Raw genomic sequence first — 18,728 nt, forward strand, 5'->3', positions numbered from 1 at the left:
GACATCAACCACGAGCCAGAACCTTGGTCAGCGCTTCAAGGAAGCGGCTGTTCTCTGCCGGCAGGCCAATGGTGATGCGCAGGTGGTTCGGCATGCCGTAGTTGGCCACCGGGCGCACGATCACGCCTTCACGAAGCAAGCCCTGGAACACCGGGGCCGCGACCTGACCGAGATCGACGCAGATGAAATTGCCCCTGGACGGGATCCAGCTCAGCCCCAGCTCACGGAAACCGGCTTCCAGCTGCCGCATGCCGGACTCGTTCAACTGACGGCTTTGCGCCAGATACTCTTCGTCCTTCAACGCCGCACAGGCCGCGGCCAGGGCCAGGCTGTTGACGTTGAACGGCTGGCGCACACGGTTCAGCACGTCTGCAACCACCGCCGTGGACAAGCCATAACCCACGCGCAGCGCAGCCAGGCCATAGGCCTTGGAGAAGGTACGGGAAACCAGCAGGTTCGGATAAGCCGCCAGGAAGTCCAGGCCATCCGGCAGATCGCTGCCTTCGGCGTATTCGATGTAAGCCTCGTCCAGCACGACCAGCACATGCTCCGGCACATCCTGCAGGAATTCGTCCAGCGCCTCGGCGTCGAACCAGGTCCCGGTCGGGTTGTTCGGGTTGGCGATGAACACCACGCGGGTGTTGGCATCGATCGCCGCCAGCATGGCAGGCAGGTCATGCCCCCAATCCTTGGCTGGAACCACCTTGGCCTGGGCGCCGACCGCCTGAGTGGCAATCGGGTAGACCGCGAACGCATGCTCGCTGAACACGGCATTCAGGCCCGGCGCCAGATAGGCACGCGCGACCAGCTCCAGGATGTCGTTGGAACCGTTGCCCAGCGTGACTTGGTCGAGTTCGACGCGGCACTGCTCGGCCAGCAGGCTCTTGAGGGCAAAACCGTTGCCGTCCGGATAACGGGTCAGCTCGGCCAACGCATCGCGGATCGCCGCCAGCGCCTTGGGGCCGGCACCCAGCGGGTTTTCGTTGCTCGCCAGTTTGACGATGCTGGCTGGATCGAGGTCCAGCTCACGCGCCAGTTCGTCCACGGGTTTGCCCGGAACATAAGGCGAAAGTTGTTGCACGCCCGGCTGTGCCAGAGCGAGGAAATTGCCACTCATTTGCTACCGCCCCTTAAAGAACTGCTTTCGGGTAGGAACCCAGCACCTTGAGTGCCACTGCTTCCTGACTGATCTTTTCCAGCACACCCTTGACCAGCGGGTCGCGGTGGTGGCCGACGAAGTCGATGAAGAACACGTAGGTCCATTTACCGCTGCGCGATGGACGAGTCTCGATTCGCGTCAGGTCGATGCCATTGTCGTGGAACGGCACCAGCAACTCGTGAAGCGCACCCGGCTTGTTGCTCATCGAAACGATGATCGAGGTCTTGTCGTCGCCGGTCGGCGGCACTTCCTGGTTGCCGATCATGAGGAAGCGCGTGGAGTTATCCGGACGGTCCTCGATTTTTTCAGCCAGACGGGTCAAGCCATACAGGCCGGCCGCCATGTCGCCGGCGATCGCCGCCGAGTTCCACTCACCCTTGACCCGCTTGGCCGCTTCGGCGTTGCTGGACACCGCCACGCGCTCGACATTCGGGTAATGGGCGTCCAGCCACTTGCGGCACTGGGCCAGGGACTGGGCGTGGGAGTAGATGCGGCTAATGCTGTCGGTCTTGGTGTTTTCACCGACCAACAGGTGATGGTGGATACGCAGTTCGACTTCGCCGCAGATCACCATGTCGTGTTCAAGGAAGCTGTCGAGGGTGTGGTTGACCGCGCCTTCGGTGGAGTTCTCCACCGGCACCACGCCAAAATTCACCGCCCCCGCCGCCACTTCACGGAACACTTCGTCGATCGCCGCCATCGGCTTGCTGATCACCGCGTGGCCGAAGTGTTTCATGGCCGCCGCCTGGGTGAACGTACCTTCAGGGCCGAGGTAGGCCACTTTCAGCGGCTGCTCGAGCGCCAGGCACGAAGACATGATTTCGCGGAACAACCGCGCCATCTCTTCATTGCCCAGCGGCCCCTGGTTGCGCTCCATGACTCGCTTGAGCACCTGAGCTTCACGCTCAGGACGATAGAACACCGGCACCTCGCCTTCGGCCAGCGAGGCCATCTTTACCCGCGCGACTTCCTGGGCGCAGCGCGCACGCTCACTGATCAGCTCCAGGACCTTTTCGTCCAGGGCATCAATGCGCAGGCGCAGTGCCTTGAGTTCTTGCTCAGACATTAGCCGTGTTCCTTCTCGAACTCTGCCATGTACGAAATCAACGCGTTGACGGCGTTGATGTCGACGGCGTTATAGATGGAGGCGCGCATGCCGCCCACGGAACGGTGCCCCTTGAGGTTCAACAGGCCACGCTCGTCGGCACCGGCCAGGAATGGCTTGTCCAGGCGATCATCAGCCAGGCGGAACGGTACGTTCATCCACGAGCGGTCCGACTTGTTGATCGGGTTGCTGTACAGGCCGCTGGCATCAATGAAGCCGTACAGCGTGCGCTGCTTGACTTCATTGAGCTTGCCGATGGCCTCGACGCCGCCCTGCTCCTTGAGCCACTCGAACACCAGGCCGGACAGGTACCAGGCCAGGGTCGGCGGAGTGTTGTACATCGAGCCGTTATCGGCCGCGACCTTGTAATTGAGCATGGTCGGGCACAGGGAACGGGCCTTGCCCAACAGGTCTTCGCGAACGATGTTGACGACAATGCCACTCGGGCCGATGTTTTTCTGGGCGCCGGCGTAGATCATGCCGAAGCGCGACACATCCACCGGGCGCGACAGGATGTCCGAGGACATGTCGGCGACCAGCGGAACATCGCCTGTTTCCGGGATCCACTGGAACTCCAGACCGCCGATGGTTTCGTTCGGCGCGTAGTGAACGTAGGCCGCGTCTTTCGACAGCGTCCATTCGTTCTGGCCCGGAATGGCGAAATAGTCGTAAGGCTTGGCGGTGCCGGCAACATTGACATTGCCGTAGCGCGACGCTTCTTCGATGGCTTTCTGCGACCAGATACCGGTGTCGATATAGTCGGCCGAGCCGTTTTCCGGCAACAGGTTCAGAGGAATCTGAGCGAATTGCTGGCTGGCGCCACCTTGCAGAAACAGCACTTTATAGTTCGAGGGGATATTCAGCAGATCACGCAGATCCTGCTCGGCCTTGGTGGCAATGGACACGAACTCATCGCTGCGATGGCTCATTTCCATGACCGACAGACCCTTGCCGTGCCAGTCGAGGAGTTCACCCTGGGCGCGCTGCAGGACAGCTTCGGGAAGCGCCGCAGGACCGGCACAGAAGTTATAGGCTCTCTTGCTCACATCCAATCTCGCTCTGATTTGGTGGTATCACGCAGTAAATCTGTAGGAGCTGTCGAGCAGAGCGAGGCTGCGATCTTTTAATGCCAAGTGATAGCAAGAGCCAGATCAAGAGATCGCAGCCTCGCTTCGCTCGACAGCTCCTACATTAAAATCAATTCCACAGTTCCTTGAGGACAAACAACAAGGGGGCGAATTTTCATCCGCCCCCTGCTTACCCGCTTATTCCTGTGGCTCTTCGTCAGCGGCAGCGTCGAGTTGCTGGTCTTCGGCAACGTCGTCGATCACGACTTCACCGACAAACCCTTCACCCTCTTCGCCTTCGAGTTCTTCACCCTCGACTTCCGACGGCTCCTGAACCCGCTCCAGCCCGACCAGTGTTTCGTCGTTGGCCAGTTTGATCAGGGTCACGCCCTGGGTGTTACGACCCAGGCTGGACACTTCGTCGACACGGGTGCGCACCAGGGTGCCCTGGTCGGAAATCAGCATGATTTCCTCGCCGTCGAGCACCTGGACCGCACCGACCAGACGGCCGTTACGTTCGTTGCTGACCATGGCGATAACGCCCTGACCGCCACGCTTGTACTCAGGGAACTCGGTGATCGCCGTGCGCTTGCCATAGCCACGCGCCGAAGCGGTGAGGATCTGGCTGCCTTCTTCCGGGATCAGCATGGAAATCAGCTTCTGGCCTTCCGGCAGACGCATGCCGCGCACACCACGGGCGGTACGGCCCATGGCGCGAACGTCGGATTCCTTGAAGCGGGTGACCTTGCCGCCGTCGGAGAACAGCATCACTTCACGCTCGCCATCGGTGATGGCCGCGGAAATCAGCACGTCGCCTTCGTCCAGCTCCAGTGCGATCAGGCCGACACTGCGTTGACGACTGAAGGATTCCAGCGGGGTCTTCTTCACGGTGCCGTTGGCGGTAGCCATGAAGATGTAGTGACCTTCGGTGTATTCCTCGACCGGCAGCATGGTGGTGATGTACTCACCGTCATCCAGCGGCAACAGGTTGACCAGCGGACGACCACGGGCAGCGCGGGACGCTTCAGGGATTTCGTAGGTTTTCAGCCAGTACACCTTGCCCTTGCTGGAGAACAGCAGCAACGTGGTGTGGCTGTTGGCAACCAGCAGGTGAGCGATGTAGTCCTCATCCTTGACGCCGGTCGCCGACTTGCCTTTACCGCCACGACGCTGGGCCTGGTACGCAGCCAGCGGCTGGGTCTTGGCGTAGCCACCGTGGGAAATGGTCACGACGCGCTCTTCTTCCGGGATCATGTCACCCAGGGTCAGGTCGAGACGGGCATCGAGGATTTCGGTGCGACGCACGTCGCCGTATTCGGCGCGAATCACTTCCAGCTCTTCGCGGATCACTTCCATCAGGCGCGTGGCGCTGTTGAGGATGCGGATCAGCTCGCCGATCTGGTTGAGGATCTCTTGATACTCGGCCAGCAGCTTTTCGTGCTCCAGACCGGTCAGGCGGTGCAGACGCAGTTCCAGAATGGCTTGCGCCTGCTCTGGCGACAGGAAGTACTTGCCATCGCGCAGGCCGTATTGCGGATCGAGGTTTTCCGGACGGCACGAATCGGCGCCGGCACGCTCAACCATTGCCACCACGGCCGAGGACTCCCAAGGGGTGCTGATCAGCGCTTCCTTGGCTTCCGACGGGGTTGGCGAGGCCTTGATCAGGGCGATGACCGGGTCGATGTTCGACAGGGCAACCGCTTGACCTTCAAGGATGTGACCACGTTCGCGTGCTTTACGTAGTTCGAACACGGTACGACGGGTTACCACTTCGCGACGGTGACGGACGAAGGCTTCCAGCAGGTCCTTGAGGTTCAGGATCCGCGGACGGCCGTCGATCAGCGCAACGATGTTGATACCGAACACCGCTTGCAGCTGGGTCTGGGCGTAGAGGTTGTTGAGGATGACCTCAGGCACTTCGCCGCGACGCAACTCGATCACGACGCGCATACCATCCTTGTCGGACTCGTCGCGCAGTTCGGTGATGCCCTCAAGCTTCTTCTCTTTTACCAGCTCGGCGATCTTCTCGATCAGACGCGCCTTGTTCAGCTGGTAAGGGAGTTCGGTGATGACGATTTGCTGGCGGCCACCGACCTTGTCAATATCTTCGATCATCGAGCGGGCGCGCATGTAAATGCGACCGCGACCGGTGCGATAGGCTTCAATGATGCCGGCGCGACCGTTGATGATCGCGGCGGTCGGGAAGTCCGGACCGGGGATATATTGCATCAGCTCGTCGACAGTCAGTTCCGGGTTGTCGATGAGCGCCAGGCAACCGTCGATGACTTCACCGAGGTTGTGCGGCGGAATGTTGGTCGCCATGCCCACGGCGATACCGCTGGAGCCGTTGACCAGCAGGTTGGGAATACGGGTCGGCATGACCGCCGGGATCATTTCGGTGCCGTCGTAGTTCGGCACCCAGTCCACGGTTTCTTTATGCAAGTCAGCCAGCAGCTCGTGCGCCAGCTTGGTCATGCGCACTTCGGTGTATCGCATGGCCGCGGCGTTGTCGCCGTCCACCGAACCGAAGTTGCCCTGGCCGTCTACCAGCAGGTAGCGCAGGGAGAATGGCTGCGCCATCCGAACGATGGTGTCGTACACCGCGGTATCACCGTGCGGGTGATACTTACCGATCACGTCACCGACAACACGGGCAGATTTCTTGTACGGCTTGTTGAAGTCGTTGCCCAGCTCGCTCATCGCGAACAGCACGCGCCGGTGCACGGGCTTCAAGCCATCGCGCGCATCCGGCAGTGCCCGCCCGACAATTACGCTCATCGCGTAGTCGAGGTAGGACTGCTTCAGCTCGTCTTCGATATTGACCGGGAGGATTTCTTTGGCCAGTTCGCCCATGAGAAGCCTGATTCCTTTTTCTGGTGAAACTTCGTCAGGACCAACGAAGCTCGCCGCTGCAGGCTCAGTGCCATGCATTGGCTTACAACAAATCAACGAGTTATGCCATGGATCTGCGCAGTACGGGTCGCCACTTCGGGCAACCCTGGAAACCGCCGGATGTTATCACAAGAGCCGCCACGCACCTATCCCCCAGACGCGCATGGAGAGTAGTTAGTTGACCGGTGACAGGCTTGAGGGGGACGAGAGAGGCTTAGAGCTGCGATCAACCGGCATTCAACCGTATTTTTCACTTGTAAACACCGACCTGTAGGAGCCGCCGAAGGCTGCGATCTTTTCAGGACCGCTACCGACTTATGCCGGGAAGATCAAAAGATCGCAACCTTCGGCAGCTCCTACAGGGATTTCGTGCAACCTTAATGATTTAATGCAGACGCTTACGGCACATCAATTGCGCCATTTTCGCCGTATCCGGGCGTTCGACGATGCCTTTTTCGGTGACGATCGCATCGATCAGGTCCGCCGGCGTCACGTCGAACACCGGGTTAAAGGCATGGACATCAGCGCCGACTCGCTTGCCACCGACCTCCAGCAACTCGCGACCATCACGCTCCTCAATCGGAATGTCATCGCCACTGGCCAGGTTCATGTCGATGGTCGAACTCGGCGCCACCACCATGAAGCGAACGCCGTGGTGCATGGCGTTGACCGCCAGCTGATAGGTGCCAATCTTGTTGGCCACGTCGCCATTGGCGGTGATCCGGTCAGCGCCGACAATGACCCAGGTAGGGCCTTTGGTCTTCATGATATGCGCCGCGGCGGAATCGACATTGAGGGTTACGGGAATGCCTTCATTGGCCAGTTCCCACGCGGTCAGCCGCGAGCCTTGCAGCCATGGGCGGGTTTCGTCGACATAGACCTGCTCGACCATGCCCTCGATGAAAGCGCCACGAATCACCCCCAGCGCCGTGCCAAAGCCACCCGTGGCCAGCGCGCCGGTGTTGCAATGGGTCAGGATCGCCTGGGCGTTGCCCTGATGCTTGCGGATCAGGTCGACACCCAGTTGCGCCATGGTCAGGTTGGCTTCGCGATCACTTTCATGAATGGCGATAGCCTCGGCCTCCAGTACCTCAAGCGGATCGGCATTGTCTTTCAGGCGATCAAGCCGGTCGTGCATGCGGCCCAGCGCCCAGAACAGGTTGACGGCTGTAGGACGGGAATCGGCCAACAGCATGAAATCCTCTTCCAGCGCCGCGTACCAGTCGCCACCTTCGGCAATCCGGGCCCGGGCCGCGAGCACGATGCCATAAGCGGCGCTAATGCCGATGGCCGGCGCGCCACGCACCACCATCGAGCGGATTGCCTCGGCCACACCCGCTGCACTGGTGTAGGCAATCCAGGTTTCCTCGAACGGCAAAATACGCTGATCCAGCAGATGAAGAGCGCCATCACGCCAATCGATGGCCTTTACCTTTTCCGCAGCCAACAGTCGATCGCGCATCCCTCACCCCGCACTCATGAACAAAAGCCGCCGATTATAGCGATCCCCCCGCGAAGACGCTCGGGTATACTTCGCCATCCTATACAAAAGCACTGGAACCGACCCTCGATGCCGAACACTGCCGCTGCGCTCGACCTGTTATTGCTGCCGACCTGGCTGGTACCCGTCGAACCCGCTGGTGTTGTCCTCAAGGAACATGGCGTGGGCATCCGTGATGGACGCATCGTGTTTATCGGCCCACGTTCCGCTGCGCTGAAGCTTAACGCAATCGAAACCCGCGAATTGCCCGACATGCTCCTCAGCCCCGGCCTGGTCAATGCTCACGGGCATGCGGCGATGACGCTGTTCCGTGGCCTGGCCGATGACTTGCCATTGATGACCTGGCTTGAAAACCACATCTGGCCCGCCGAAGCCAAGTGGGTCGACGAGGACTTCGTGCGCGACGGCACCGATCTGGCCATCGCCGAGCAAATCAAAGGTGGCATCACCTGTTTCTCTGACATGTACTTCTTCCCGAAGGTTGCCAGCGAGCGCGTGCACAACAGCGGCATTCGCGCGCAGATCGCGATTCCGATCCTCGACTTCCCCATTCCGGGCGCCGCTACGGCGGACGAAGCCATTCGTCAGGGCGTTGAACTGTTTGGCGACCTCAAGCACCACGAGCGCATCAAAGTCACCTTCGGCCCCCATGCACCCTACACCGTGGGCGACGAAAACCTGGAAAAAATCCGGGTGATCGCCGAAGAACTGGACGCCTCGATTCACATGCACGTACATGAAACAGCATTCGAAGTGCAGCAATCGGTCGAGCAGCGCGGTGAACGACCACTCGCCCGACTGGCGCGCCTGGGCTTGCTGGGGCCGCGCTTCCAGGCGGTTCACATGACCCAGATCAGCGAAGAAGACCTGGCGCTGCTGATAGAAAGCAACAGCAATGTGATTCATTGCCCGGAATCGAACCTGAAGCTGGCCAGCGGGTTCTGCCCGGTCGAGCGTCTGTGGCAGGCCGGGGTCAATGTCGCGGTCGGCACCGATGGCGCGGCCAGCAACAACGACCTTGACCTGCTCGGCGAAACCCGCACCGCGGCCTTGCTGGCCAAGGCTGTCGCCGGCTCGGCCACCGCGCTGGATGCCCATCGTGCCTTGCGCATGGCCACCCTCAACGGTGCCCGGGCACTGGGTATCGAGGCCGAAACCGGCTCGCTGGAAATCGGCAAGGCGGCGGACATGGTGGCATTCGATCTCTCGGGCCTGGCCCAGCAGCCAGTCTACGACCCGGTTTCGCAACTTATATACGCCACCGGCCGGGACTGCGTGAAACACCTTTGGGTTGCCGGCAAACAGTTGCTCGACGACCGTCGCCTGACACGCCTGGATGAACAACAGCTAAGCACGATCGCGAAGGCCTGGGGCCAGCGCATCAGCGGCCGCACCGAATCGTAAGCACCCTGGAGCACAACCCGGGGCAACAGGATTTTTCAAGTTTTAGAGGACTAGACCATGAGCAACGTCGACTACGCCGAAATCGCCAAATTCGAAGCCCTGGCCCATCGCTGGTGGGACCGCGAAAGCGAATTCAAACCGCTGCACGACATCAACCCGCTGCGGGTCAACTGGATTGACGAGCGGGTCAACCTGGCCGGCAAGAAGGTCCTCGACGTCGGTTGCGGCGGCGGCATCCTCAGCGAAGCCATGGCTCAGCGCGGCGCGACCGTGATGGGCATCGACATGGGCGAAGCGCCGCTGGCGGTTGCCCAACTGCATCAGCTGGAGTCGGGCGTGAGCGTCGAATACCGGCAGATCACCGCCGAAGCCCTGGCCGAGGAAATGCCCGAGCAGTTCGACGTGGTCACCTGTCTGGAAATGCTTGAGCACGTACCAGACCCATCGTCGGTCATCCGTGCCTGCTTCCGCATGGTCAAGCCCGGCGGCCAGGTGTTCTTCTCGACCATCAACCGCAACCCGAAGGCGTACCTGTTCGCCATCGTCGGCGCCGAATACATCATGAAGCTGCTGCCGCGCGGCACCCACGACTTCAAGAAATTCATCCGCCCCTCCGAACTTGGCGCCTGGAGCCGCATGGCCGGCCTGACCGTCAAGGACATCATCGGCCTGACCTACAACCCGCTGACCAAGCACTACAAACTGGCGGCCGACGTGGACGTCAACTACATGATCCAGACCCTGCGCGAGGAATAAGCCGATGCCAATCAGAGCAGTTCTTTTCGACATGGACGGCACCCTGCTCGACACCGCGCCAGACTTCATTGCGATCTGCCAGGCGATGCGTGCCGACCGTGGCTTGCCACCGATGAACGACAAGCACATTCGCGACGAGATTTCCGGTGGAGCCAAGGCGATGGTCGCGGTGACCTTCGCCATGGACCCGGAATCGCCGGGGTTCGAGGAACTGCGCCTGGAGTTCCTGGAGCGCTACCTCGTCGGTTGTGCCGTCCACAGCAAGCTGTTCGACGGCATGGGCGAGCTGCTGGCGGACATCGAGAAGGCCAACCTGATCTGGGGCGTGGTCACCAACAAGCCGCTGCGCTTCGCCGAGCCGATCATGCAACAGCTGGGGCTGGCTGAACGCTCGGCGCTGCTGATCTGCCCGGATCATGTGAAGAACAGCAAACCGGACCCGGAACCGCTGATCCTGGCCTGCAAGATGCTCGACCTGGACCCGGCCAGCGTGCTGTTCGTCGGCGATGACCTGCGCGACATCGAGTCGGGCCGTGATGCTGGCACCAAGACTGCGGCCGTGACCTTCGGCTATATCCACCCGGATGATAATCCGCGGCATTGGGGTGCTGACGTGGTGGTCGATCATCCACTGGAGTTGCGCAAGGTGCTTGATAGCGCGCTTTGCAGCTGCTGATTAAAGTCAAGAGATCGCAGCCTGCGGCAGCTCCTACAGGGGACCGCGATCGACGTAGGAGCTGCCGCAGGCTGCGATCTTTTCCAGCTTTGTAATGGATTGAGGTTTTTTTATGTTTGATTATTCCGCCCACCCCGAACTGCTCAAGGATCGGGTCATCCTGGTCACCGGCGCAGGGCGCGGCATCGGCGCAGCAGCGGCAAAAACCTATGCGGCCCACGGCGCAACCGTGCTGCTGCTGGGCAAGACCGAAGCCAACCTGACCCAGGTCTACGACGAAATCGAAGCCGCCGGCCATCCACAACCGGCGGTGATCCCGTTCAACCTCGAAACCGCCCTGCCCCATCAATACGATGAGCTGGCAGCGATGATCGAAAGCGAATTCGGGCATCTCGACGGCCTGCTGCACAATGCTTCGATCATCGGCCCGCGCACGCCGATCGAGCAGCTTTCCGGCGAAAACTTCATGCGAGTCATGCAAGTCAACGTCAATGCCATGTTCATGCTCACCAGCACACTGCTGCCGCTGCTCAAGCTGTCGCAGGATGCCTCGGTGGTGTTCACCTCCAGCAGCGTCGGCCGCAAAGGACGTGCGTACTGGGGCGCTTACGGTGTCTCCAAGTTCGCCACTGAAGGCCTGATGCAAACACTGGCTGACGAAGTCGATACCGTGGCCCCTGTACGTTCCAACAGCATCAACCCGGGCGCCACCCGCACCAGCATGCGCGCCCAGGCCTACCCGGGTGAAAACCCACTGAACAACCCGACGCCGGAGGAGATCATGCCGGTCTACCTCTACCTGATGGGCCCGGACAGCACCGGCATCAATGGCCAGGCGTTCAACGCCCAGTAACGACCGTACGTCGCTTTCTGGTGCCGCGCCAGCTTCCTGTCGCGGCACTCGAAGGCTCTCGGATTAGAGCCAGGCACCTGTCAAACAAACGTCACACGCTGTGCCGTACAGGTAGAAGACGAACAACAACCGATTGATTCACAACAGATTTTATTCGGATGAACCGAATGGCACGACTTTCGCTCTAAGTTTGCTCAGACACGTAACGTGAAAGCAAACGGGGGTGAAGCTTGAGCGCAGAGATTACTCATCTTCTACAAAGCGGATTAAACTTGTACGAAATGTCCTACGGGACTGACGGACCAGTACGACGCGCAGCCCTAAGCCGCTCTCACCCTGCTTGTAAGACAGCCTTACTGCTTAGGGGCGCACGCCTTATGAAACCACCTTCCCAGACCAACGCAATTGACTTCGATAGCGCCAAATTGCAACGCCTGGGCTTTGGTCAGCAGCCGCCCCTTCTGGAAAGACCTGTCAGTCTTGCGCAATTGCGCCAGCAGTTGAGCCTGCAGTTGCAAACCAGTCTGGAGCCGCAACGCATTCTTGGGACTTTCTATCGCGAGATTCAGCGATTGGTACCGTTGGACGCCTTGTGCTACCTGCACAAGAGCAGTGACCTGCGCCTGGAGTTCGGCCAGCGCGGCCACCACTCCATCAGCTACAGCCTCAGCCACAAAGGCGAACACCTGGGTGAGCTGATCTTCCGTCGCAATCAGCGTTTCAGCGAACTGGAACAGGGCCATCTCGAATCACTGCTGGCCGCGCTGCTTTTCCCGATGCGCAACGCGCTGCTGTACCGCACCGCCACCCAAAGTGCACTGCGCGACCCACTGACGGGCGCCGGTAACCGCATCGCCATGGACCAGACGCTGCAAAGGGAAATCGAACTGTCCCGGCGCCATCTGCAACCGTTGTCGGTGCTGATGCTGGACATTGATCATTTCAAGCTGGTCAATGACACCCACGGCCACAGCACTGGCGATGACGTGCTCAAGGCGGTCGCTGCCTCGATCAAAAAACAGCTGCGCAACGTGGACATGGTGTTCCGCTATGGCGGCGAGGAATTCCTGATCCTGCTGTCGAATACCTGTCGCGAGGCCGCGGCCATGGTCGGTGAGCGGCTGCGGTTTGCAGTGCAGTCTGAAGAGTACCTGGCCAATGGTCACAGGATCCTGCTGACGGTCAGCCTCGGCTGTTCGACCCTGTTGCCCGGCGAGTCTGCCGAAAGCCTGTTGCGACGGGCAGACAGCGCGTTGTATGTGGCCAAGCGCGAAGGTCGTAACCGGCTGGAGATGGCGGGCTGATTGTTCAGCCACGACACAAACCAATGTGGGAGCGGCGGTCGCACCGCCGCTCCCACAGTTTTATTGCGTAATAGCTGGATCAGCTTTCGGCCAGCGCCATCCGCTCACGCACGACCGGTGCCCGCTCTGCATGTTCGATTTGCATGCAACGTTCGAGGAACAGGTACATATAGTCGTAGCTCTTGCAAACAGCCTGGCGTAACTCCACCTGCAGGGATTTGCTCGGGTTGCTGCCGGCCAATGTGCAGATGATCTCCAGGGCTTCCCATGGATGGGCATCGTCGTACTGGGCATGCATCTTCAGCCACTTCATCGCCCGCTTGCGATCTTCCTCGGGGAACGAGGCGGCGTAGATACCGTTGGAACACACGACCGCCGACCATTCCCCGGTCGCCCCTTCGATGGCGTAGTTGGTGGCGGCAATCGCGACGATCAGCGAGTCGGCGGAACTGGTGTGCCAGCACCAATGGCTAAGGGCGTGAAGCTCGGGGGGAACCTGCTGAGCCTGCAACTCTTCCAGGCTGACACCGTGCGCGCGACTCCAGTGCACCCAGTAATCGGCGTGGTTCAGTTCGACGCGGATGTTGCGCATCAGCCAGCGACGGGCCATGTCTTCGCCGGGATGACGGGCAAAGCGGGTCTTGGTCAGGTTTTGTGCCATATACAACGCGAACTGTTCGACCACCGGCCAGCCTCCGATCAGGTACTGGCGCATGGTCTTCGCACTGAGTTTGTTGTCTCGCATGCGTTGGTACAGTTCGTGTTCGACAACCCGGCGCTTGCTCTCGCTGCAATCCTGGATCAGGCGCTGGGCCCAGGCAGGGTAACTTGCAGCTTCCATGAGCGGTCCGGTTCGGTTGAATGTATCGATCACTGTCGAGCTCCTTTTGATTGTGATTGTAAGACCGGCAGGAGTTTCAACGGAACGTGCCTGGCGCCTTGAACAGCAGCGGCTGAGGCCTGGCGGGGCGACTCAACAAGCTGTCGCAGGTAAACAACTGCGGGCGTTCAATCACATACCCTTGAGCGTAATCTACCCCGATCTCCAGCAATGCCTGCTCGATCTGGGGCGTTTCGACAAACTCGGCAATCGTACGCTTACCCATCACATGGCCAATGTGATTGATCACTTCGACCATGGCGCGGTTAATCGGGTCGTCCAGCATATCCTTTACGAAACTCCCGTCGATCTTCAGGAAGTCTACAGGCAAATGTTTCAGGTACGCGAACGAGGACATTCCGGCACAAAAATCGTCCAGGGAAAAATGGCAGCCTAAGCCTTTGAGTTCATTAATGAATCGAATGGCGCTGCCAAGATTTGAAATAGCACTGGTTTCAGTAATTTCAAAACAAATCATTTCAGGCGGAATCGAATACGTCACAAACTGTTCGCGCAAGAAGTCCAGGAAGGCCTCATCCCCGATCGTCGTGCCTGACAGATTTATCGCACACATGGCCAGCGGCCCGGGGCCTTGCTCGGCCCGGCATTGGGCAATGATCTTGAACACGTTCTGCACCACCCAACGATCCAGCGAGCTCATCAGGCCATAACGCTCGGCAGCCGGAATGAAGCTGTCAGGCAAGATCATCCGCCCGGCTTCATCATGCAATCGCAGTAGAATTTCAATGTGCCCGCTACCCTGTTCGACATGGCCCAAGGGGGCAATTTCCTGGGCGTACAGACAGAAGCGGTCTTCCTCCAGCGCCATGTGCAAACGCTGCACCCAGGCCATTTCACCGAAGCGCAGGGACAACTCCGAGTCATCCGGATGATAGACCTGGACCCGGTTGCGCCCCTTTTCCTTGGCCATGTAGCACGCCATATCGGCAGCACGCAGCGAGGCTTCAAGCGTCGTCGGATTCTGCGCGACATGGACCAGCCCGATACTGACCGTGGTCACGAAAGGCCGGCCCTTCCAGACAAAATGCAGGTTCTGCACAGTCTGGCGCAGGCTTTCGGCAATTTTCTCCGCCGCTTCCGGTGCGCAGTTTTCCAGCAGGATGCCAAACTCGTCGCCGCCAAGGCGCGCCAGGGTATCGCCTTCGCGCAGCCCGGATTGCAACAGCGCGCAGATGTGCCGCAACAGTTCGTCGCCCGCCGCGTGGCCGCAGGTATCGTTGACCAGCTTGAACTGGTCCAGATCGAGGAACATCAGGGCATGGCGACCCGCGTAGCGGGTCAGGTTGTGCAGCGCCTGCTCCAGGCGATATTCGAACTCCCGACGGTTGGCAAGACCGGTCAAGGCGTCATGGGTCGCCTGCCACGACAGATTGGCGATGTATTGCCGCTCCTGGGTCATATCATGCAGCACCAGCACCGTCCCGCTGACTTTGCCGGCATTGCGGATCGGCGCGCCCACCAGCGTGACGGACACCGTGCTGCCGTCCAGGCGTTGAATCAGCTTGGAGTGTTCACTGCCACCACTGAGTTGGCCGCTCAGAATATGCTCGATCAGGGTAAAGCCATCGGTCTGGGCATTTTCGTCCAACAGGTTGAACAGCGCCGCCAGGGGCAACCCCGTCGCCTGCTCGGCCTTCCAGTGGGTCAACGCCTCGGCCGCCGGGTTCATGTAGGCGATCGCACCGGAAACATCCGTGGTGATCACTCCGTCGCCAATCGATTGCAAGGTGATCTGCGCCCGTTCTTTCTCCACCTGCAGCGCATCGGCAAAGGCATGGCGCTGCTTGAGCAGCTTATGGGTGCGCATCAAGGCCAATACAATCAAGCCCAGGGCTGTGGCGAGGTTGGTCACCAGCAACAGTCGCAGGATCATCCGCGAGCCTTCGCCCAAGGCATCGCTGAAGGCCTTCGCCGCCGGTGTCACACTTTCATTGATGACGAATATCTGATCCTTCCAGCGCTTGATATCGGCATCGGTGGCCTGCCTGGTGGTGATGCGCTGATGCATCTCCTGCGCAATGGCATCGAGCTGCACCAGATACCCGTCGCCCACCCTCCAAAGGTCGATGGCTTTCTCGTGGTAACTGAAGTGCCGGAAATTCAGGTACAGCCAGATCACACTGGAGATGTCATCCGGATGGTTGCCGCCCTTGAGGATCGCCACACGTGCCGCCTCGATGTTCGGCGGCCGATGATCGAGCGCCACGCGTAATTCATGCCCGCCCTGAGGCACGGAAATGGCGTCCTGGTATTTATGAAAAATCGCTTCGTCGCCGCTGTCGGCATAGAGGTTGAGATAATAAATGGCGTCTTTCTGGCCTTTGGACCAGAGGCTTTCGCCGGCAACATAGCCGCGGACCGCCGACAGCACATAAAGGCTAACGCCGCCCAGCAAGGCTTGAAACACCACAACGGCGATAAATGGCCAGACGATGCCCAACAACCGTGGCGTTCCGAGAGTCCGCGTTTGATTCATGAGGTCCCTTGCATTAGCACTGCTTGTTCGTCTTCCGGACGAAATCGCCTTAGCTAGACTAGGTTGCGATTCCGATCCCGGCAAGCGACAAGCTTTGCCCGGAGGGCGTATCGCGGCCACTGAATCCGCTCGCGATGATGTTTTTTTATAGTATTGAATTAGCGCCCTGCAACTTTGATGTCATCTCCTACAACCGCTGCAAATGCCCATACAGCTTGGCGTACAGCCCACCCTCGGCGATCAGTTGCTGGTGGTCGCCGTCTTCGGCAACTTGCCCGCCGTCGAACACCAGCACACGGTCAGCCTGTTTTACCGCCGAAAGACGATGGGCGATGATCAACGTGGTGCGGTTGCTCAGGAAACGCGCCAGTGCCTGGTGCAGATTGTATTCGGTGGCGGCGTCCAGCGCGGAGGTGGCTTCGTCGAGGATCACCACCTTGGGTTCGGCCAGTACCATCCGGGCGATGGCCAGGCGTTGACGTTGCCCGCCGGACAACCGCACCCCGGAACGCCCGACGATACTGTCCAGGCCATTGGGCAAGTCCCGGACGGTGCCGTGCAACTGGGCGATTTCCAGTGCCTGCCAGCAGGCCTCGTCACTGCGTTCGCGACCCATGGTCAGGTTGGCCCGGATGGTGTCGTTGAACAGCGCTGGATGTTGCAGGACCACGGCAACATTTTCCCGCACCGTTTCCAGGCCGATCTCCTGCTGGGTCGAACCGCCGAAGCGAATGGTTCCGGCCAACGGCGTGTACAAGCCCAGCAGCAGTTGCACCAGCGTGCTCTTGCCACCGCCACTGGCGCCGACGATCGCGACCTTTTCGCCGGGGGCGATAGACAGGTTCATCTGGTTCAGGACCAGTTCATCACCGTAACCGAAGCTCAACCCTTGTACTTCAAGCCCGACCGTCTCGCGACCGGCGAAAGGGTCGACGCCGCCCGGGTATTCGGGCTCATCGGCCCGGGACAGCAGTTCGTTGATCCGCGACAGCGCACCGCCGGCAGCGTAGTAGGCATATTGCAGGTTCAGCAGTTGCTCAACCGGACCGATCATGAACCACAGGTAGCTGAACACCGCGAGCATCTGGCCGATTGAAAGGTCGGAAAACAGCACGGTGAGCATCGCCGCAGCCCGGAAAATATCGATGCCGAACTGGAACAGCAAACCGCTGGCACGGTTCGACGCATCGGTTTTCCATTGCGAATTCACCGCATAGTCACGCACGTCCCGGGCGCGTTGCCCCAGGCGACCGAGGAAAAACCCCTGGCGGTTGCCGGCGCGAACTTCCTGGATGGCATCCAGCGTTTCGGTCAGTGCCTGGGTAAAGCGCGAAGTGCTGTCGTTCTCGAGTTTCTTCAGGTGCTTGACCCGCTTGCCCAACTGCACCGTGGCGTAGATCACCAGCGGGTTGAACAGCAGAATCAGCAATGCCAGTTTCCAGTGCATCCACATCAGAATGCCCGCCGTGCCGACCAGGGTCAGCATGGCCACGAGGAAACGGCTGAGGGTTTCGCCGACGAATTTGTCCAGCGTATCCAGGTCGGTGACCAGATGCGTGGTCACCGTGCCGCTGCCCAGGCTTTCGTACTCGCCCAGGGAGATACGCTTGAGACGCTCGATCAGGCGTATGCGAATGCGATAGACGATGTCCTTGGCCAGCCCGGCGAACAATTTCGCCTGCACCACGTTGAACAGCAACGCCGAGCAACGCAGGGTCAAGGTCACCACCAGCATCAGCCCGATGTAACCCGCGGCCTTCTGCCACCCTTCGGGCAGCACATGGTTCATGATCTTCAGCGCGGCATCACCATGCCCCAGCAACACCTCGTCCACCAGCAACGGCAGGAGCAAGGGGATCGGCACGCTGCACAAGGTCGCCAGCACGGCCACGCCGTTGGCGATCCACAGGGATTTCTTGTGATGCAGGGCCAGGCGGCGGATTTCCGCCCAGCTCAGACGGTCGACACGTTTAGCGGGTGCGACATCATCAGGCAAGTCATGCACAGGCAGCACGCTCCAGCCAGCGGCCGAGCAGCGCGGACAACTCGCTCAACGGCTGATAGCCATTGGTCAATAACGCCAGTTGGCCGTTACGCTCGGCCAACAGAGTGGGGAAACCGGCAATGCCCAGGTCCTGGACCCAGGTGAAATCGGCTTCAGTCGCCGTGTGCATGTCGGCACGGTCGAAAGCGGCGGCGAACTCGATACGCGGCACGCCGGCCTGCTCGGCCAGTTCCACCAGCACGCTGGCGCGGGTGACGTCCCGGCCTTCGACATAAAACGCATGCTGGATCAGCCCGAGCAACTTCCAGGCGCAATCCGGCGCCAGTGCGCGCGCCGTCACCAGTGCCCGGCAGGCAGGCTCGGTGTCGTAGACAAAGCCATCGGGTAACGCGCCCTCGAACTTGAAGGGCTGGCCGGTGGCCTCGGTGACCGCCTGCCAGTGTTCCAGGATGTAGCGGCGGGTGGTCGGCTCCAGCGCCGCACCGCTACCGGTGCGCAAACCACCCACGATCAGATGCACATCCACACCCGCGGCTTGCGCCTGCTCGACCAGTGCGTTGGCCACCGGGGCAAACCCCCAGCACCAGGAACACATCGGGTCCATCACATAGAGCAGGCGCGCAGACATG

At 60.3% G+C, this 18,728-nt stretch carries 14 protein-coding genes; 5 read left to right on the forward strand and 9 right to left on the reverse strand.

Annotated features, from left to right (window positions below; translation table 11 throughout):
• Positions 1-4 precede the first annotated feature (4 nt).
• From hisC to mtnA, 5 genes are all read right to left on the reverse strand, one after another.
• The gene (hisC, locus tag ACMDB8_RS20190; protein ID WP_223541097.1) at positions 5-1,117 is read right to left on the reverse strand and encodes a histidinol-phosphate transaminase; all 1,113 of its coding nucleotides are present in this window, start codon (positions 1,115-1,117) and stop codon (positions 5-7) included.
• Positions 1,118-1,130: 13 nt separating this feature from the next.
• The gene (gene pheA, locus ACMDB8_RS20195) at positions 1,131-2,225 is read right to left on the reverse strand and encodes a prephenate dehydratase (RefSeq protein WP_007939916.1); all 1,095 of its coding nucleotides are present in this window, start codon (positions 2,223-2,225) and stop codon (positions 1,131-1,133) included.
• A complete protein-coding gene (serC, locus tag ACMDB8_RS20200) occupies positions 2,225-3,310 on the reverse strand; it encodes a 3-phosphoserine/phosphohydroxythreonine transaminase (protein ID WP_056727164.1) in 1,086 nt (361 codons plus the stop codon). Before serC ends, pheA begins: the two co-directional genes overlap by 1 nt.
• A 219-nt stretch (positions 3,311-3,529) precedes the next feature.
• A complete protein-coding gene (gyrA, locus tag ACMDB8_RS20205) occupies positions 3,530-6,184 on the reverse strand; it encodes a DNA gyrase subunit A (RefSeq protein WP_056727165.1) in 2,655 nt (884 codons plus the stop codon).
• 424 nt (positions 6,185-6,608) lie between these two features.
• A complete protein-coding gene (gene mtnA / locus ACMDB8_RS20210; RefSeq protein WP_056727166.1) occupies positions 6,609-7,685 on the reverse strand; it encodes an S-methyl-5-thioribose-1-phosphate isomerase in 1,077 nt (358 codons plus the stop codon).
• 108 nt (positions 7,686-7,793) lie between these two features.
• Between mtnA and ACMDB8_RS20215 the strand changes: the two genes are divergently transcribed.
• The 5 genes from ACMDB8_RS20215 to ACMDB8_RS20235 all read left to right on the forward strand — a co-directional run bounded on the left by ACMDB8_RS20215 (position 7,794) and on the right by ACMDB8_RS20235 (position 12,717).
• On the forward strand, positions 7,794-9,128 hold the full coding sequence (locus ACMDB8_RS20215) for a TRZ/ATZ family hydrolase (RefSeq protein WP_409078913.1): 1,335 nt from the start codon (positions 7,794-7,796) through the stop codon (positions 9,126-9,128).
• A 57-nt stretch (positions 9,129-9,185) separates the two neighbouring features.
• Positions 9,186-9,884: a bifunctional 2-polyprenyl-6-hydroxyphenol methylase/3-demethylubiquinol 3-O-methyltransferase UbiG gene (gene ubiG / locus ACMDB8_RS20220; RefSeq protein WP_046042598.1), complete on the forward strand. Its 699-nt coding sequence runs from the start codon at positions 9,186-9,188 to the stop codon at positions 9,882-9,884.
• A 4-nt stretch (positions 9,885-9,888) separates the two neighbouring features.
• A complete protein-coding gene (gene mupP, locus ACMDB8_RS20225; protein ID WP_056727168.1) occupies positions 9,889-10,560 on the forward strand; it encodes an N-acetylmuramic acid 6-phosphate phosphatase MupP in 672 nt (223 codons plus the stop codon).
• A 112-nt stretch (positions 10,561-10,672) separates the two neighbouring features.
• Complete coding sequence (locus tag ACMDB8_RS20230) at positions 10,673-11,413, forward strand: YciK family oxidoreductase (RefSeq protein ID WP_409078914.1); 741 nt, start codon at positions 10,673-10,675, stop codon at positions 11,411-11,413.
• 377 nt (positions 11,414-11,790) lie between these two features.
• Positions 11,791-12,717, forward strand: a complete 927-nt coding sequence (locus ACMDB8_RS20235) for a GGDEF domain-containing protein (RefSeq protein WP_056727169.1) — start codon at positions 11,791-11,793, stop codon at positions 12,715-12,717.
• Positions 12,718-12,796: 79 nt separating this feature from the next.
• Here the strand turns inward: ACMDB8_RS20235 and ACMDB8_RS20240 are convergent, their stop codons facing one another.
• From ACMDB8_RS20240 to ACMDB8_RS20255, 4 genes are all read right to left on the reverse strand, one after another.
• Positions 12,797-13,558 carry a TenA family transcriptional regulator gene (locus ACMDB8_RS20240; protein ID WP_263291613.1) on the reverse strand — a complete coding sequence of 254 codons (762 nt, stop codon included), beginning with the start codon at positions 13,556-13,558 and terminating at the stop codon, positions 12,797-12,799.
• A 76-nt stretch (positions 13,559-13,634) separates the two neighbouring features.
• On the reverse strand, positions 13,635-16,094 hold the full coding sequence (locus ACMDB8_RS20245) for an EAL domain-containing protein (RefSeq protein ID WP_223541099.1): 2,460 nt from the start codon (positions 16,092-16,094) through the stop codon (positions 13,635-13,637).
• 187 nt (positions 16,095-16,281) lie between these two features.
• The gene (locus ACMDB8_RS20250; RefSeq protein ID WP_056727172.1) at positions 16,282-18,099 is read right to left on the reverse strand and encodes an ABC transporter ATP-binding protein; all 1,818 of its coding nucleotides are present in this window, start codon (positions 18,097-18,099) and stop codon (positions 16,282-16,284) included.
• Positions 18,092-18,727, reverse strand: coding sequence for a DsbA family protein (locus tag ACMDB8_RS20255; protein WP_056727173.1), 636 nt, complete (start codon positions 18,725-18,727; stop codon positions 18,092-18,094). The genes ACMDB8_RS20250 and ACMDB8_RS20255 overlap by 8 nt, the downstream gene beginning before the upstream one ends.
• Position 18,728 lies beyond the last annotated feature (1 nt).

The sequence above is a fragment of the Pseudomonas monachiensis genome (genome assembly GCF_047345015.1).
In the GTDB taxonomy this organism is placed as follows: Bacteria; Pseudomonadota; Gammaproteobacteria; order Pseudomonadales; family Pseudomonadaceae; genus Aquipseudomonas; species Aquipseudomonas monachiensis.

What these genes read in the sequence shown, in the direction of transcription:
- ACMDB8_RS20255 (WP_056727173.1), bottom strand. Translation starts at nt 18,727, where the DNA reads ATGTCTGCGCGCCTGCTCTATGTGATGGACCCGATGTGTTCCTGGTGC.
- ACMDB8_RS20215 (WP_409078913.1), top strand. Translation starts at nt 7,794, where the DNA reads ATGCCGAACACTGCCGCTGCGCTCGACCTGTTATTGCTGCCGACCTGG.
- mtnA (WP_056727166.1), bottom strand. Translation starts at nt 7,685, where the DNA reads ATGCGCGATCGACTGTTGGCTGCGGAAAAGGTAAAGGCCATCGATTGG.
- gyrA (WP_056727165.1), bottom strand. Translation starts at nt 6,184, where the DNA reads ATGGGCGAACTGGCCAAAGAAATCCTCCCGGTCAATATCGAAGACGAG.
- ACMDB8_RS20230 (WP_409078914.1), top strand. Translation starts at nt 10,673, where the DNA reads ATGTTTGATTATTCCGCCCACCCCGAACTGCTCAAGGATCGGGTCATC.
- ACMDB8_RS20235 (WP_056727169.1), top strand. Translation starts at nt 11,791, where the DNA reads ATGAAACCACCTTCCCAGACCAACGCAATTGACTTCGATAGCGCCAAA.
- mupP (WP_056727168.1), top strand. Translation starts at nt 9,889, where the DNA reads ATGCCAATCAGAGCAGTTCTTTTCGACATGGACGGCACCCTGCTCGAC.
- ACMDB8_RS20240 (WP_263291613.1), bottom strand. Translation starts at nt 13,558, where the DNA reads ATGGAAGCTGCAAGTTACCCTGCCTGGGCCCAGCGCCTGATCCAGGAT.
- ubiG (WP_046042598.1), top strand. Translation starts at nt 9,186, where the DNA reads ATGAGCAACGTCGACTACGCCGAAATCGCCAAATTCGAAGCCCTGGCC.
- ACMDB8_RS20245 (WP_223541099.1), bottom strand. Translation starts at nt 16,094, where the DNA reads ATGAATCAAACGCGGACTCTCGGAACGCCACGGTTGTTGGGCATCGTC.
- pheA (WP_007939916.1), bottom strand. Translation starts at nt 2,225, where the DNA reads ATGTCTGAGCAAGAACTCAAGGCACTGCGCCTGCGCATTGATGCCCTG.
- hisC (WP_223541097.1), bottom strand. Translation starts at nt 1,117, where the DNA reads ATGAGTGGCAATTTCCTCGCTCTGGCACAGCCGGGCGTGCAACAACTT.